Origin of the sequence: Bacillus thuringiensis (assembly GCF_022095615.2) — a bacterium.
Lineage (GTDB): Bacteria > Bacillota > Bacilli > Bacillales > Bacillaceae_G > Bacillus_A > Bacillus_A cereus_AG.
Genome location: NZ_CP155559.1, coordinates 966500 through 983476, shown reverse-complemented (window position 1 = coordinate 983476; position 16977 = coordinate 966500). Strand labels below are relative to the sequence as shown.

Genomic DNA, 16977 nt, shown 5'->3' with positions numbered 1-16977 from the left:
TAATGAACTCGAAAGCAAAATTTAGTATTCGTTACAAAATTATGGCTGGTTATTTAGTTATCATTTTGTTCTTACTTGTTTCTTTCATTATGTTAAACAATGAGATTTCCAACTTACAAAAATCTCGTAATTTTATTATTGATCACGATTTTAAAGTTCTTAACTTAACGAATCAGGTGGAGAAAGAATTGCTAACAATTGAAAATAAAGCGAAAGGATTTATCACTTCTAATAATGCAAATTATGTTCAATCCCTTAACGCTGCGGAAAAGGATTACGAAAAACATTATCATGATCTTTTTGCTCTATTAGAGGATAACCCCTCTCAGCAAGAAAAATTAAAGCAGATTAATGAAAGCATTACTAGTTGGATTAATAAAGAGATTCATCCACTCATTACGAATAGCAATAATAATAACGTTCAAGCAATCGATACGACTCAAATTCAATCATTACAATCGCAGGTAACTAACTTCCGCAGCACTGAGGAGCAACTAACGAAAAAAAGAGCTGCACAATTAGATATTGAAAATAATAAATTAGAGATTTGGTTATACAGTTTATTATTCTTACTTTCTTTTATTTCTATTATCGTTTCACTCTATATTTCGAATTCCATTACAAAAACGATTAAAAATGTTATTCAAGCTATTACATCCATTTCTTCTAAAGAAAAAATTACGGAAAGAATTCATGTAAATACACATGATGAAATAAAAGATCTTGCTCATACAACGAACCATCTACTAGACGAAATATCGAAAAGAGAGTGGTTACAAACCGAGCTTGCAGAATTAATTTTAATGTATCAAGGTGTACCTTCTATTGAGATGTTAGGTAACAAAATTCTTAGTGGAATGATACAAAAAACGCAAATCTCTTGCGGTGCATTCTATGTACGTGAAGAAGTTGAAGAAACTGTCTACTATGTGAAAAAAGCTTCTTTCGCCGATCAAGGTGCTGATATTGGAAAACAATCCATTAAAATGGGTGAAGGTTTAATTGGGCAATGCGCTTTAGAAAAACAAAGCTTTATTCTTCGAGACATACCTGAAGAGTTTCGTTATGTCACTAGCGGAGTATTAGAAATACGTCCTAAAAATCTACTAGTCATCCCTATCTTATTTGAGGATGAAGTGATCGCAGTAATAGAGTTAGTAAGTGTAACTGAGATTTCAGATTTACATCAAGATTTAATTCAACAAACCGTTGATAATCTAGGTTTAACAATCCATAGCATTATGGGACGTATGCGAATTCAAACTCTTTTACATGAATCACAAGCAATGACAGAAGAGTTACAAGTTCAATCAGAAGAGTTGCAAACGCAAGCGGAAGAACTACAAATGCAAGCAGAAGAATTACGAACAACGAACGAACAATTAGAGTCTAGAACAGAAGAAGCTGAACAAAAGACAGCTGACTTACAAATTACTAAATCAGAATTAGAAGAAAAAGCAAGCGAGTTGTTACGTAGTTCAAAATACAAATCTGAGTTCCTAGCAAATATGTCACATGAATTACGCACACCGTTAAATAGTATTTTACTATTATCTGAAATGTTAAGAGAAAATCATGACAATCATTTATCCGATGATGAAATTGAACTAGCAACTGTCATTCATTCATCAGGGAAAGACTTACTTACTTTAATTAATGACATACTAGATTTATCTAAAGTAGAAGCAGGCAAACTAGACATCATCTTTGAAGCAACGAACATAAGTGACATGGCAGCCAATATGCATCAAAACTTTTTACATATAGCTGCAAAAAAAAATGTCGAATTTACTATTGAAGACAGTGATACGATTCCAGATTTGTTTTATACAGATGCAAAACGGATTGAACAAATTATTAAAAACTTATTATCCAATGCATTTAAATTCACAGAAAAAGGATCCGTTTCTTTACATTTCGATTCAATAGAAACAACCAATTTAAGTCATGATATGCAGTCTATAAGTAAAGATTGGATTACAATTTCAGTAAAAGATACTGGTATTGGTATTGCAAAAGAACAGCATCAACTCATTTTCGAAGCCTTTCAACAGGCAGATGGCGCAACGATTCGAAAATACGGTGGTACAGGTTTAGGGTTATCTATTTGTAAAGAGTTTGCTAGATTATTAGGTGGTTGGATTACGTTAGAGAGTAATGTAGGAGAAGGCAGTACTTTCACGGTATATATTCCTAACCTTCCAAATGGATTACATGATATACCGTTATCCAATTTAGAAGTCGCAGCAACGATAGAAGACGTTATTCCTGCTGAAGTTGTTGAAGAAACTATCGTTACTACCGAAACAAATAACGTCTTCCAAGAGAAAACCATTTTAATTGTCGATGATGATCATCGAAATATATTTGCATTACAAAATGCATTAGAAAAACAACATGCCAACATTATTACTGCACAAAACGGCATAGAGTGTTTAGAAATACTAAAAAGCAATACAAATATTGACCTTATTTTAATGGATATTATGATGCCGAATATGGACGGTTATGAAACGATGGAACATATCCGAATGAACTTAGGGTTACATGAAATACCTATTATCGCATTAACTGCTAAAGCAATGCCAAATGATAAAGAAAAATGTTTATCTGCTGGCGCTTCAGATTATATAAGTAAACCATTAAATTTACATCAACTCTATTCAGTAATGAGTGTATGGTTAATAAAATAAGTGAGGTTTAGTTTAAGTGGAAAATAAGTATTATAATTTTGATCCATCTGTAGATATGGATAAGCGCACGAACTTAGAAATTGAATTACTATTGGAAGCGGTATTTAAACTATCTGGCTTCGATTTTCGCCAATATGCTCGCACTTCTATTTATAGAAGGATTTGTAATCGAATGCAGCTCTCTAATATCCCTACCATTTCAAAATTAATTGAAAAAGTAATTCATGAGGAAGGGGTTTTAGAACAGTTATTAAATGATTTCTCCATTAATGTAACTGAGATGTTCCGTAACCCTGCTTTTTTTAAAGCGCTAAGAGAGCATGTTATTCCTGAATTGAAAAAGCAACCTGAAATTAGAATTTGGCATGCTGGATGCGCAACTGGTGAAGAAGTATTATCAATGTCCATCTTACTTCACGAAGAAGGATTAAGTGAAAAAGCTGTTATTTACGCAACAGATATGAATACAAATGTGTTAGAAAAAGCAAAACAAGGCATCCTTCCGTTAAATAAAATGCAAACTTATACGAAAAACTATTTACAAGCTGGCGGTACACAAGCATTTTCTAACTATTATTCAACAGATAATCGTTTCGCTTATTTTAATCCTTCACTGTTACAAAACATTATTTTTGCACAGCATAATTTAGTAACCGATCAATCTTTTAACGAGTTTCATATTATACTTTGTCGTAACGTTTTAATTTACTTTACAAGTAAACTTCAAAATCAAGTGCAGCAACTATTTTATGAAAGCTTAAGTCACAATGGATTTCTATGTTTAGGAAATAAAGAAACTCTTCGTTTTTCAAATATAATGCCGCATTATACCCAATTTAATGCTAGTGAACAAATCTATCAAAAAATACAATAAAAAGCGTATGAAATCCTCTGTTTGGATTTCATACGCTTTTTATTTCGCATTCGTTTGTATCATAATTAGACACATATCATCTGATTGCGCTTTCTTCTGTTCTTCCTTATAAAATCCCTCTATCTCTTCTTCTAAATCTCCCCATTTTCTTTCTGTAAAAGCACGTAATTTCTCTTCAGACTCAAATTCATCATTTGCAATTACTTCAAGAACACCATCTGTAAACAATAATATTTGAGCGTTCTTCTCAAAAGGTATAACTGTCTTTTTAACTTTTATTTCATCAAAAAATCCTACCGCACAACTCCCGCGATCTAGTTCAACTACATTTGTTTCATCAACTAAAACATATCCAGAAGGATGCCCTGCATTTACATATTCAACTGTTCTATCTTCTGTATTAACAACTAAGTATATCGCCGTAAAATAATAGGGAATATTATCATTTTCATTATGTAAAAGGGTCATATATTTATTTAATTCTTTAATAACGAGTTCTGGATCAATTAAACATTTAATTGTTTCACGTAATACAGACGAAATAAACATACAAACTAATGAAGCAGATACACCATGTCCCATCACATCTAATAATATAATACCGTAGCGATTTTCATCGATTTTATACCAATAATACATATCTCCAGCTAGTTTAAATGAAGGTAAGTAACTTGCTTCAATTTTTATATGATCTTCTCTTAATGGGCTACTTAATAAGTTTCTTTGTACTTGCGTAGCTAAATCTAATTCATTCCGAAGGTTTTCTTCTTGTTCTTTATGCCAATTTAATTCTGATTTCAAGCGTAACGCTACACGCATACGTGCTAATAATTCAACTTTATTTATAGGTTTCGTAATATAATCCATTGCCCCCATATCAAGAGCTTCGGCCAATTTATTTGCATCCTCTAAAGCTGTAACAAAAATAATAGGGATATCTTTAAACTTCTCCTCTTTTTGTAATCGCCTACAAACTTCAAGTCCATCAATTTCAGGCATCATAATATCTAATAGTATTAAATCAATTTCATTATGCCTGGAAGAATCCTTTCCAAACTGTATGTATTCGAAGAGCTCTTGTGCAGAATTGAGCGATACAAGATCATGATATCCGGCTTGTTTTAAAATCTTCTCAATTACAAATATGTTAACCGGATTATCATCAACAATTAAAATGGACACAAGTTATTTCCCCTTTTCTTATTTAAAATGTAAATCTACTATCATTTTCTATTTTTCTAGTATTACATACTCAATTACAAAATGAAAATTTCTTACTCAAACATATTTATACAACAAAAGAACAAACCCCTAGAAATAGGAATTTGTTCTTTCACTCTATAAATTTCTACTTTTAATTTAACACCATTGCTTTATCATTTAAAAGACGATCTAATTCTTCCATATGATTTGTTTCATCTGCAATCATATCTTCTAACTTTACAACTAACTCTGTCATATTTAATTTCGCTGCCTGTTCTTTTCTCGTTTCATAACGCTTAATTGTTTCATATTCTGATTGTCTAGCGTATTCTAACATTTCTCGAACATCTTCTACTTGTTTCACTGGTAAAGGGATCGTAGTAGGTGTACCACCTAGCGTTTTAATTTTCTCCGCTAAATATAGGGCATGTCCTTGTTCATCACTAATTTCAGATTCAAAGAAAGGCTTTAATACTTGTCTATATATACCAGAAACCGTAGCTGCATTATGGTTATACATAATAATTGCCGAGTATTCTCCTGCTAAATCTTCATTCAATCCTTCGATTAGTTCTTTCACATCGTGTGACATTTTCATATCTCCTCCTATACTTAATAACTACCCCTTTTCTCATGTTTTAAACATAATTTTTTAATTTTTATGTATCTAAAAATGCTGCTTGTTTCAACTTACTTATCGCTTGTCTTTTAATACGAGAAACGTGCATTTGTGAAATACCTAACCGTTCCCCTGTATCTTTTTGATTTAAATTTTCTCCAAATATATAATGAATAACACTCTTTTCTGTCTCATTTAATACGTTAAAAATATCCGCTAAAATGAGACGCCTTTCTGTCTGTTCATATCCTTGCTCTACTTCACCTACAGATTCAATTCTCGCTACCGAACTTCCATCAGATGAATTTTCAACTACATCATCTAAGGAAGATACTCGATAATTATTTTTAGCATCCATAATTTCTAGCACTTCCTCTTCGGATAGTCCTAAATGATTTGCGATTTCTATTATCTTCGGTGAACGCTGTAGGTGATCTGTTAGTTCCTCTATCGCAAGTTTGATTTTCCCGCCCAAATCTTTAATCCGCCTTGGAACGTGAATGCCCCAAGTTTTATCACGTAAATACTTCTTTATTTCTCCTACTATCGTAGGTATTGCAAACGGCTCAAAAGCATTCCCTATCGAATAATCATACCTTCTTATTGCGCCTAAGAGCCCTAACATTCCTACTTGTATAATATCCTCATGCATTGGCCCGCCTTTTGAATAGCGATATGCAATGGAATATACGAGATTTTTATAATGCTCAACTAACCTTTCTTGCGCTTCATCACATTGGTTTTGTTGAAATTCTGCAATTAGTTTAATAACGTCTTCTTTAGTAAGAGTTGTAGGTTGAGATTGGATTTCCATCATTCTCCACCTGCTCTCTTTGTATATATTTTGTCATTAAAACTGTCATGCCCTCATCATGCATAATTTGTATATCATCCATTAACGTATTGATTAAATATAAACCTAAACCATTTTCCGGCAAGTTCTCTACTGGTTTATTAATATCATACGGACCAACTTTCCTTTTTAAGCTGCTAAAATCAAAGCTAACCCCATTATCCGCAACCATAATTTCTAATCGATCTTCATATAGACCGAAGACAATTGCAATTTCTCCAACGTCTTCTTTGTATGCATGTTGTACAATGTTTGTACATGCTTCACTAATAGCAATTTTCATATCTTCTATATCGTCATAAGCAAAGCCCATTCGATTCGCAACACCAGCCATTGTTAAACGAATAATAGCCACATATTCTGCCTTTGCAGGAATTTTCATTTCTATCTTTTCAAATTTCTCCATCATCCCTAGTCACCTTCTTTCTACTTTTTCAAAATCGGAATTCAAGTTTAATATTTCTGTTAACCCTGTAATATCAAATAATCTTTTTAATCTTTTAGATACACCGATAAACTCTAGCTTTCCATCATTTTTCTTAACTGCTTTTAATAGTGCTATAAAAACACCTAAACCGGTACTATCCATATAATCTACCTTGTTAAAATCTACTACGATATAAACCTCTTTCTCGCTTGCAATAGGCATAATCTTATTTTTTAAATCTGATGCCGTATACGCATCAATCTCACCATTAAGTTGTACTGTATAACCTAAATCATTTTGCAAAATATTTATTGCCAAATTCATCATTTCCGCCCCCTTATCTCAAACTATTACTATTTAATTACCCATAAAAATTAGTTTTAAACATATTTTTTCATTTTCATTATAAATAAATTTTCTACACCTTTCTCAGCTTAACACTAAAAAAATACTACCAAATGTTTAAACCTTATAAATTTGTGTATGTATAATGTATAAACATTATTTTTAGGGGGATCTATCTATGGAAGAGCACAACTTTAACAAGGGAGATTTTGTTCAATTTTCTTATCGACACGATCATGCTACAACGTTAGTTGGTTCCATTATTAACATACTAACGAATACAATTGTAGTTGATATAGGTAATAGCGAGGACTTATCTCATATAGAACCGAGGCAGGTCGTAAGAATAAATAATTGTGAAAAAGTAACGATGGTTTAATACATAATAGAAATTGTAATTTCAATGAGTGGGGGTTCTTCATCCTTCACTCATTTCTATGTAGATTACATTAAAAAAACATCCATATTATTTTAATTGGATGCTTTTTTATGTATATTTATCAGTTTATTAACTTTATAGCTATATATAATAAGCTTAAGATTACTATTCATTATCATACTTACGCTTTCCGTAGCATTCTAGAGAAGAATGTAACGATTAAAATAAAGACGATTGCACCTAATAACGCTGGAAGAACAAAAATGCCTCCCCATTCAGGACCCCAATGTCCAAATAATGCACTACCAACCCAAGATCCGATTAAACCAGCAATCACATTACCAACTATACCTAAAGGAAAGTCTTTTCCCGTAATCATTCCAGCTAACGCACCAATAAGTCCACCTACAATACACGTAATAATAAGTCCCACAATTAGACCCCCTATATATTTTTATAATGGATTTATCAAGCTTTGGTGTTTAACCAAAGCTTGATAAACATGTATTATTCTTTATTATCCAATCCATCACTTATCTTTTGTTTCACTTTTCCGACTTTTTCTTTTATAGTTCCCTTCGTCTTCTCCCACTTCCCTTCATTTTTCAACTCTCTATCTTCTGTAATTTCACCAATTCCTTCTTTCACTTGTCCCTTTTTCTTTTCAACTTTACCCGTAATTTGTTCTTTTAGCCCGCTCTCACTCATATTTCCAATCTCCTTTTCGTAATAGATTTATAGGATACAAATTTAAATAGAATACGTGCATCTTCTTTCTTGTAACCATTCACCGACTCTTTCTAAATCCTTAACGAATAACAAGATTTTCCCTTCATCCAGCTTTTCTTCATAGAAGTTCGCTTCTTCCTCATTAAGCCCTAACTCCTGCATCTTATTTCTTAACTGATCTCCCGTTTTTTGAAAGACATTAATAATACTTGTCCCAAGTCCTTCCTCTTTTATACCAATTGTATTCACGTCTGCATTGTCTGCGATTCTATCTGTCCTCTCTTTCTCGTGTGTTAATACGTAAATATCTTTTTGGTCTATTCCTTTCTTCACTAGATCATTCGCTGCATTCATGACCTCTTTCTCCGTAATAAATTCATATACAAAAGGTTTACTATACTTCGTTTCCATCTTTAACTTCCTCCTTTAAAATGAATTATTTGTTATATTATATGTAGTACACCCATTTTCGAAATGTTAAACATAAAATATGAAAAAAGTTATTTGAATTTTGATTTTAATAGAGAATGAATAACATAATTTACCCCTTTAAAACACCTTCTCCTTGCAATAACTACCTAAATTTACAGAAAATAGTTATAATTAAACCAAGTAGGGATATTATGGGGAAAATCATATCTATATGCGCTCTAACCGCTCTATCTTTCACTTTAATTGGTTGTACAAGCACCTCGGCTACAGATAAACCTTCACAAACTAAGCAAGAACATACACAAAATACATTGAAATACTCAAAACAACCAATAATACTACTTCCAAATCCCAAACAGATAACGAAGACATGATAAAATCTATCGTTTCAGCAGTTCAAAAAGGTACCTCTAAACCAATCACATTAGATCAAAAAAAGAAAGAATCTGTGCATTCTACTATAACCGTTACATATAAAGATGACTCAAAAGATGAGTTTCTTGTGTGGGTTGATAATAAGAAGCAAATTACGATTGCTAAAGATGAGAAGAAAGATAAAGTTGAAGGTGTGATGGTGAATATTGAAGATGTTAAAATGATGAAAGATTTCTTTTAAATTTCTAATATAATTGATGTCAAACAAAAGAGTCGGATGTAATCCGACTCTTTTGTTTCATGATGCCCAATAAATAGACTTTTATAAAATCTATTTAAGGTCTAATTTTGCTAAATCATGTTGTAAAACATTATTTCCTTCTTGTGGGTTAAATACGATTGCACTAAGACCAAAAACATTCGTAACAACATCTCTATCTTTCGGACGAATGATTCTTACTTCATAAGCAAAAAGTGCTGGAGGAAGAGCTGCTGAACGAAAAGTAACATATCGATTAGGTGGCAATGTTTGTGTTGAAGGGTCTATTAATGGTAACAATACCGGAGAACCAGATGACCAATCAAACATTTCAACAGTTACTCTACGAGTATCATCGGGATCAACATTCATAGCATCCACAGTAAGAAATAACGTAGCGGAATGTCTACGTAATATACCCGTTGATAAAGTTTCATTGTGATGTTCACAACATCTTTTAGGAGGATGACCATAGCCATAACTCATATCAATTCCCCCCTTTCATTTACAATTAAGGACAAGTATTCCTTATAATATATAATGCTATTATTATTTTAGTGAAAGGTATAAAAGCGGATTTCTATCTATATTTTTAGATAGTTTATTTTTCATTTATTCGCTCTTAAAGAATAATATAGATTCTCCTGTTTTGCCGTTGAACTCCTTCTAAGAATAAATCTATTTTGAAAAGGACCTGCTCCATTCATCCATAAATACATAAAGTAAATGGAATCCGTTAAAACACATGAGTGATCCTTTGTTTTCCCCCTCCTATTTAAAGGAGGAACTGTTATGGGCTTTGGTGGTAGTTGTGGCGGCTGTGGCTTCGCCGGAGGATTTGCTTTATTAGTTGTATTGTTTATTTTATTAATCATCGTTGGAGCTTCTTGCTTCTGCTAAAAAACTATCGGAAAAGACACTTTTATATGAGTGTCTTTTCTTCATAAAAAAATCCTTCCGCAATGTACAGAAGTTCAAGTGTAATTAATACTTTAAAGATGCGGTATTACATTTGCCCAAAATGAAATTCGATGCTATAAAAAACTTAAAATTTTCATTTAGGTGTGGATAGCAATATCATGAGATCCTATTCCAGCAAAACTAGTAAACGTCTCAATAATTACTATTGCAGCAAAGTAAAACAAACTGGACAACCTAGATTTCAAACTGTAAGATTAGATGTTGGTGAAATCGGGCAGCAAAGCATATATAGAAAATAGGTGTTAATTTTGAAAATCAATAAAAAATTTGAACCAATAATTTTTAATCTCTTTATGATTTTAGGTATATCTAGTATTATCTCTTTCGTCATGGTCTCAATGAATGTTGGGTATACAACTTTATTTCTCAAATCGTGGATGAAAACATGGGGAATTGCTTTCGTGCTTGCATTTTTAGCTTCTAAATTGCTACCCTTTGTAGTGAAAAGGATAATGAAAATATTCACATTTGTTGAGAAAGATGCTTAAAAATAAAGTGATGCACTACTCTGGTTCATTCCAATTAAAAAAGGTTATTATCACAAAAACTTAACCTAGTAAAATAATATTCGGATGAGAGTCCACACGTATTATGAAACGTACAATGTTTTGAATCGAAGGAAGGCACCTTAAAAGTTGTCTTTTCTTTATATGTTCAAAAAGCCCGCCTATTTCCGTAGGCGGGCTTTATCTTTATTACACAATATGAAAGTATACTCTCTTTTTCTCTGAAATTTTATGTAATTATACATATTCATAAAAATAGAAGAAGTAAAATATACCAAAACAAAAAATGAGCTACATTCCCCTAAGATAAAGTTGTTATTACAACAGCTTTTCTCTTAGTGACCAATCTTATCATCTCTCTTCATTTGAATTCCTCCTTTCTATAAATATATTGATGAACTTTATCTATATATTCATGGTAATCATCCATTGAAAATTTATCTTCTTTAAGGCAAGATTCTGATTCAGAAAAAAGAAAATTGTACGTTTAGATACAATTTGGCAACAAACTAACTGTTTTCTTATACACTAATAGACAACTACTGCAAGAGTTATAGTTTTATGCTTTCATTTCCTTTTTTGCATTTATCTTTTAATCAGATGAATGCTTTTTTTAGTACATAATAAAAAATAACTAGAAAAACTGTCACAAAATCCGTTTTTCCGGTTTCTCTATAATACAGGTATCAAATTGAAAGTGAGGTTTAAACTAATATGTTAACTATGGAAAATGAAGAAAGTCATGCTTCTGATATGACCTTTGAAGATTTATTTAAGCAGTACTATGCTTATGCTGTGAAACAGATTATATGGATTGTTAAAGATCAATCTATCGCTGAAGAGTTAGCACAAGAAGTATTTTTACAATTATATCGTAGCGATTGGAAAGTAATTGAAAACATACCGGGATGGCTGATTAAATCTTCTACTTATATAGCTTATAACCATTTTCGATCTGAAAAGAGGCAGCAAGCGAAGATTGATAAAGAAATACAATACCATGAAGTACAGAATGTTTCATCATTAGACGATGATTGGATAAGAAAAGAAGAAATTACAAAGGTCCAAACGATACTAAATAAAATGAATGATCGAGAACGAACCCTTTTACTCATGAAATTCTCTGGTTTTCAATATAAAGAAATTGCAGAAGTACTTCAAATTGAAATATCTTCTATTGGAACATTATTGGTCCGAGCCAAAATGAAATTCCGCAAAATTTATAAACAAATGGAGGAGGCATAACAAATGAAATGTTATGATATCGGGTTTATTCAAACATATATTGATGGAGAACTTTCTCATGATATAAGAAAGGAATTCACAAAGCACTTAGATACATGTGAAGCATGCCAAGATTTATTAGTAGAAATCAATAAATTAAATCAATGGGAAAACGTAATGCTAGATGAAGAATCTGCAAATTCACCACAAGAAATCAAAATTGATGTAGAACAAGCATGGAAAACATTTGAAAATCGTTCCAAGTTAGACAATGTTTCTAATATAAATCACAAAAAACAACAAAAGAAGGGGATGTTTACAAACATGAGTAAAAAATCAAAACGTTTCATTTATACAGCAGTAGCTGGAGCAGCACTTTTCACAGCAGCAATGATTCCACAAGTACAAGTGGCGGCTACAAATGTTGCGTCATATTTTTCTGATGCAATTACAAATGATAAAGTTGTAAATGAAGGAATAAGAGATGAAAATGGTGTCGTACAAGATATGATGAAGAATGGGAAATATATTCCTATTGATGAAAAAATTACAGATCAAGGTATTACTGTACATCTCAAAGAATTATTTATCGCAGATTCACGTATATCAGTTCATTATAGAATGGAAAAAGCTGACGGAAGTTTAGTACCATTTGAATTTGATACATCAGGATTAGATCTCCAAAGTGATGGTAAAATTAATGGGCAACAAGAGGAAAACCCTGAAATTAAAGATGATGGAAGACTATCATTTATCCAGGATTCAGATGATCGTCTTCCTTTTGAACTTATAGCAGCAGGTAAAAAATTAGATGAAATAGGCATTCGTGATAATGATAGACCCGAAGGTGTTTCTACATTTGTTATAACGACTGAAGAAAAAGACGTTTTTAAACAGCCCCTTACTTTAGACGTAAATATAACTAGAATTGGAAAAGTAATTGGATCTTGGAAAGCTCAGATCCCAATTGATACTTCACATTTGCAAAAGAATACGAATTAACATAAAAAAAAGAATAGAGCAATATGTATCTAATTCTCAGTTTATATGTTTTCTTGTTTTTGTTACATTTATTTCTTATATAATTTTTACTCTATCTTTTATTTATAATTTTAGTGTATAACCTTAAATCAATCATTTAAGACCATTACAAGAAAAAGCCCCCCTAAAAAAGCAAGGAAATACATAACCGGTTTCTTAACATATAAGGAATCGGTTATTTTGTATGTAAACTGCGTTTAAAAGTACAATTTTCTTTTTTGAAAAAAAGAAAAGACACCCTAAGGTGCCTTCCTCCGACTTGAACCATCTTAATTTTAATAATATGTATTGGACTCCCATCCAACTATTATTTTACCATGTTAAGTTATTTTTGTTTATTGAGAAATACAATAATTTACTTGTGCTGGTTGTCTGTATGAGGTCTTTTTGTAGTCCATGCAGCGATTGACAAAAGAACAATAGATAAAAATATTCTTAGTGCAAAAGAATGTACATGTGTCTATATTTTGAGTAGCAGGAAATTATGATTACATTTTTTGCCCCTAAAAGTGTATGTATCTTTTCTATTATTCTATTTTCCGCATCATTATCGCCACATCAAGTAATGGCAGCAGGGGATCCAGAACCTCCAGTAACAATAATGAATCCAGATGAACCTCTCAAACCAAAAAGCTATATTCAAAGTAACGATTCCTTCAAGGTAACTACATGAAAAAAAGTGAAAGCTTCTTCGATTTCATCGAGGACGTTTTCACTTTTTAAACTAAGAATATTTTTTAATAGCCTTTGAATGCAGGCCCTTTTCTTATTCACATAAAACTTAAACCCTTAAAGAACCACGAAAACCTCTGGCAGCATAGTAGGAATCTGCTCCATTGTGGTACACAAAAACATGTCCGAAGCGATAATCACAGAAAAGTGCACCACCAAGCTCTCTAATATCTGAAGGTGTTTGTACCCAACTTGATGATTTCATATCGAAATTCCCAAGTTGTTGTAACTCTCGATATTGCTCTTCAGTTAATAATTCAATTCCCATAGCATTTGCTACATCAATAACCGTATTTTCTGGTTGATGTTTTTTTCTTGCTTCTAGCGCTTCACGATCATAACAAAGACTTCTGCGGCCTTTAGGACTCTCCTTTGAACAATCACAGAAAGTATACTCATCCTTCTCTTCGTCATAATTAATAACATCTGGCTCACCACCAGTTACTTCCATTTCATTAAGTGACCACAATTTTTCAGGATTAGCAACCAACTTCTCTTCAACTTTAGGCCATTCAAGATCTTCATGGCGGTTCATATTCTTCTCAAAACGAGCTTTTAATACTTTTAATAATTCTTCTTGTTGTTCTACTGATAACTCATTTTTATTCTTTGTCATATTAGTCCTCCGTATTATGTTCCCTTATAATCACTTAAGTATATGTTTTATAATAACTCTTCTCAATAATTGTTTTGCAGTTTACAACAAATTATATAATTTGTTGTATCTCTTTTTCAACAATTTGAAAAAAGCATCTGAAACAGATGCTTTTTCTCATTATCACTACATAAACGTAATCGTCACTAAAGAATATCCTTCTTTCGCATTATACGGCTCAGCTTTATAAGAAACACGATTCGCTCCTTGCGGATAACCAATTTCTCCAATTACTTTTTTCACATCTTGCAATGCGCCATCCATTGATTGCTTATAAAGGATTTCAATCTGTTTTGAATTTGCGCTATAACTTTTCTGCATTTTATTTTTTAATTCATTATAGTTATTTGCGATATATTCATTTCCTAAATAATTTAGCTTTGTATCTTTTAGAATCTGTTGGTATGCAGCTGTTTTAGAGTTGCCTCCTGCGATTTTATTCTTCAGTGTATCATAATAATTTGTTGTAGCTTGCGGATAATCACTTCTATTCCACTCATGATTTCTTGCGATTTGCTCATCAGATAAGTTGAAATAAGAATACGTTACGCGGCCTTGTTCATCTGGCACCGGATCATCGAATGTTGTATCAAGGTGATACCATTTGTTTTCGATTTTCACTAAATTCCAAGCATGAGGCTGACCGTCTCCAGTTCCTACTACAAAATGATTCTCAATTCCAGCTTCTTTTAATAATTGATAGGTTAATAGTGCGTAACCTTGGCAAACCGCAGAACGATTTACGAGTGCTTCATATGCTGTGTAAGCTTTATAAGACGTATCGTAAGAAATATGCTTTACGACATAATCATGAATTGCCTTCACTTTTTCGTGATCATCCATTCCAACTTGCGTAATAGAAGAAACAATTGCCTTTGCTTGCTTCATTACATATTCCGTTTGTTCTTTCGTTTCACGATATGTAATCTTTAACGTAAACGTATAATTTCCAGGCGATCCAGAAATGCCATATGAAACATTCGATCTATTATAATTTGTATACTCATTTTTACTTGCAACTTCTTTATATGCATCGAAAAGTGTATTCATTACTTCTTCTGGATTACCATTTTTCGTTTTATATGGAAGTGTAATATTCGTTTCGTACGTATTAATACGCTTTTGCACTTCATCTTTGAATGCTGCTAATAATGCCGCATCTCCTGTATCTTGCACTGCAACCGCAGGCTTTTTATATTGCAAAGCATTATATAAAAACTGTGCATACTGTTCACGCGTTACCGTTTTAGCGGGTTCAAATTTCCCGTCGCCTGTACCAGATGCAATCCCGTTTGACTGCACCGCACTAATCGCACCTTCTGCCCAAAAACCATTCGGAACATCATTAAATGTATGCTTTTGCTTAGCTGAAACTTGAAAAGCATTTTTAATAATTTGCGCCATTTCTGCACGGCTAACAGAATCTTTCGGTCTAAATCCACCGTTTTCATCACCTTTAAAAATCCCTAACTTCGTTAACGTTAAAACCTCTTCTGGAAACAATGTAGATCCTGAGCGAATATCTCGATACGGATTGTTTAAAGTAGATCCATCTTTCAATACATAACGAGCACCTTCATTACTGAACGTACCACCTTGCTTATTCGGTACTAACACACGGTAAATTAAAGCTGCAACTTGCTCTCTCGTCGCAACATCACCGAAACCAAACTTCCCATTTCCATAACCAGAAATAATATTTTTACTCGCTAAATCTTTAATCGCCGGATACGACCAATGCGATGTAGGCACATCAGAAAAAATACCCGCCTCAGCAGCTCTCACATCACTGCCATTTGTATATAGTAAAGCACCACCTATAAGTGTTAATGATGTAATTGATTTTAATAGTTTTGTGTACATAATTCCTTCTCCCAATACGTTCTCTATTTTTATATTTTGTCGAAAAATCTAAAAGAATATGACAAAATATATTATACAATTAAAACTTTTTGAAGGATATACTAAGTTTCGAAATATGCAAAAACTCATATTATTATATTTTTCCGTATTAATATTATGTTGTTTTACTTGCGGATATATAAATAAAAAAGAAATACAACATACAAACAGCCCAAGTTCCTCATTGAAACTTGGGCGTTGTTTAAAATATGAATGAATACTTTTCATATGGATTCTTACCAAATTCTAAAGTAGTTAATATAGATTCCCTTTACAAATACGGATTGCCTCAAAACCCTTATCATCATAAATTACTCATTTTTATACTATAAATCATTATAACAAAAATAAAAATTTTGTTATAATGAACTAAATGAGAAAAGCAATAACAACTACATCTCTATATTAATATAGGTTACCTCAAACATCACAACTAGTCCCGATACTCACAAAATAACCAATTGAATATAATTAAAATAAATCGCTATTTAGCATTCCAAATCCGAGAAAGATTTATCTGCAAAGGATTTCTATAACCCAAAATTGAATATTCTATATAACGCATAATAAGTTTATTTTTTATTAATACTGTGTAATACCAAAGCTTCAGCAGGTTCCAGATTTTGAACTTTTTATTGATTATAAATAGTATTCATACTTAAACTTTAATCTATGTTGATTTATATCTGACTTTCAAAAAAAATAACTATCTCTTATACTCAAACTAAAACTTAGTTTCTTTTCTTCA

Annotated in this window: 18 protein-coding genes and 1 pseudogene; 8 read left to right on the top strand and 11 right to left on the bottom strand. The window is 32.1% G+C overall.

Going from position 1 to position 16977, the window contains the following annotated elements; translation table 11 throughout:
• The first annotated feature begins 2 nt into the window (after positions 1-2).
• Together KZZ19_RS05045 and KZZ19_RS05040 are read left to right on the top strand one after the other, a co-directional pair.
• Complete coding sequence (locus KZZ19_RS05045; RefSeq protein WP_237979716.1) at positions 3-2693, top strand: ATP-binding protein; 2691 nt, start codon at positions 3-5, stop codon at positions 2691-2693.
• A gap of 16 nt (positions 2694-2709) precedes the next feature.
• Positions 2710-3567 (top strand): CheR family methyltransferase, encoded by an 858-nt coding sequence (locus KZZ19_RS05040; RefSeq protein WP_237979715.1) that lies wholly within the window; start codon positions 2710-2712, stop codon positions 3565-3567.
• Between the two features lie 39 nt (positions 3568-3606).
• On the opposite strand, the gene KZZ19_RS05035 is transcribed toward KZZ19_RS05040, so the two are convergent.
• From KZZ19_RS05035 to rsbV, 5 genes are all read right to left on the bottom strand, one after another.
• Positions 3607-4749: a SpoIIE family protein phosphatase gene (locus KZZ19_RS05035; RefSeq protein WP_237979714.1), complete on the bottom strand. Its 1143-nt coding sequence runs from the start codon at positions 4747-4749 to the stop codon at positions 3607-3609.
• A gap of 172 nt (positions 4750-4921) precedes the next feature.
• A complete protein-coding gene (locus KZZ19_RS05030) occupies positions 4922-5362 on the bottom strand; it encodes a ferritin-like domain-containing protein (protein ID WP_000017756.1) in 441 nt (146 codons plus the stop codon).
• A 67-nt stretch (positions 5363-5429) separates the two neighbouring features.
• Positions 5430-6206: an RNA polymerase sigma factor SigB gene (gene sigB / locus KZZ19_RS05025; RefSeq protein WP_237979713.1), complete on the bottom strand. Its 777-nt coding sequence runs from the start codon at positions 6204-6206 to the stop codon at positions 5430-5432.
• A complete protein-coding gene (rsbW, locus tag KZZ19_RS05020) occupies positions 6169-6651 on the bottom strand; it encodes an anti-sigma B factor RsbW (RefSeq protein ID WP_237979712.1) in 483 nt (160 codons plus the stop codon). Before rsbW ends, sigB begins: the two co-directional genes overlap by 38 nt.
• A 6-nt stretch (positions 6652-6657) precedes the next feature.
• Positions 6658-6996, bottom strand: a complete 339-nt coding sequence (gene rsbV, locus KZZ19_RS05015) for an anti sigma b factor antagonist RsbV (protein WP_237979711.1) — start codon at positions 6994-6996, stop codon at positions 6658-6660.
• 196 nt (positions 6997-7192) lie between these two features.
• Between rsbV and KZZ19_RS05010 the strand changes: the two genes are divergently transcribed.
• Positions 7193-7393: a methyltransferase gene (locus KZZ19_RS05010; RefSeq protein ID WP_237979710.1), complete on the top strand. Its 201-nt coding sequence runs from the start codon at positions 7193-7195 to the stop codon at positions 7391-7393.
• A gap of 181 nt (positions 7394-7574) precedes the next feature.
• Here the strand turns inward: KZZ19_RS05010 and KZZ19_RS05005 are convergent, their stop codons facing one another.
• From KZZ19_RS05005 to KZZ19_RS04995, 3 genes are all read right to left on the bottom strand, one after another.
• On the bottom strand, positions 7575-7826 hold the full coding sequence (locus KZZ19_RS05005; RefSeq protein ID WP_000522903.1) for a GlsB/YeaQ/YmgE family stress response membrane protein: 252 nt from the start codon (positions 7824-7826) through the stop codon (positions 7575-7577).
• Between the two features lie 74 nt (positions 7827-7900).
• Complete coding sequence (locus KZZ19_RS05000) at positions 7901-8101, bottom strand: CsbD family protein (RefSeq protein ID WP_029442042.1); 201 nt, start codon at positions 8099-8101, stop codon at positions 7901-7903.
• 42 nt (positions 8102-8143) lie between these two features.
• Positions 8144-8533 carry a general stress protein gene (locus KZZ19_RS04995; protein WP_000448809.1) on the bottom strand — a complete coding sequence of 130 codons (390 nt, stop codon included), beginning with the start codon at positions 8531-8533 and terminating at the stop codon, positions 8144-8146.
• 212 nt (positions 8534-8745) lie between these two features.
• On the opposite strand from KZZ19_RS04995, the pseudogene KZZ19_RS04990 reads away from it, so the two are divergent.
• Positions 8746-9170, top strand: a pseudogene (locus KZZ19_RS04990) (hypothetical protein).
• A 90-nt stretch (positions 9171-9260) separates the two neighbouring features.
• Here the strand turns inward: KZZ19_RS04990 and KZZ19_RS04985 are convergent.
• The gene (locus KZZ19_RS04985; RefSeq protein ID WP_226545606.1) at positions 9261-9674 is read right to left on the bottom strand and encodes a hypothetical protein; all 414 of its coding nucleotides are present in this window, start codon (positions 9672-9674) and stop codon (positions 9261-9263) included.
• A 306-nt stretch (positions 9675-9980) separates the two neighbouring features.
• Between KZZ19_RS04985 and KZZ19_RS04980 the strand changes: the two genes are divergently transcribed.
• The 4 genes from KZZ19_RS04980 (at position 9981) to KZZ19_RS04965 (ending at position 12901) form a co-directional block, all read left to right on the top strand.
• Positions 9981-10088, top strand: coding sequence for a YjcZ family sporulation protein (locus KZZ19_RS04980; RefSeq protein WP_000505671.1), 108 nt, complete (start codon positions 9981-9983; stop codon positions 10086-10088).
• A gap of 329 nt (positions 10089-10417) precedes the next feature.
• Positions 10418-10657: a DUF2798 domain-containing protein gene (locus KZZ19_RS04975; RefSeq protein ID WP_237979709.1), complete on the top strand. Its 240-nt coding sequence runs from the start codon at positions 10418-10420 to the stop codon at positions 10655-10657.
• A gap of 732 nt (positions 10658-11389) precedes the next feature.
• On the top strand, positions 11390-11920 hold the full coding sequence (locus KZZ19_RS04970) for an RNA polymerase sigma factor SigX (RefSeq protein ID WP_098344294.1): 531 nt from the start codon (positions 11390-11392) through the stop codon (positions 11918-11920).
• 3 nt (positions 11921-11923) lie between these two features.
• Positions 11924-12901, top strand: a complete 978-nt coding sequence (locus KZZ19_RS04965; protein ID WP_237979707.1) for a DUF4179 domain-containing protein — start codon at positions 11924-11926, stop codon at positions 12899-12901.
• Between the two features lie 820 nt (positions 12902-13721).
• Here the strand turns inward: KZZ19_RS04965 and KZZ19_RS04960 are convergent.
• A complete protein-coding gene (locus KZZ19_RS04960) occupies positions 13722-14288 on the bottom strand; it encodes a DUF4256 domain-containing protein (protein ID WP_237979705.1) in 567 nt (188 codons plus the stop codon).
• Between the two features lie 165 nt (positions 14289-14453).
• A complete protein-coding gene (locus KZZ19_RS04955; RefSeq protein WP_237979703.1) occupies positions 14454-16190 on the bottom strand; it encodes an S-layer homology domain-containing protein in 1737 nt (578 codons plus the stop codon).
• Positions 16191-16977 lie beyond the last annotated feature (787 nt).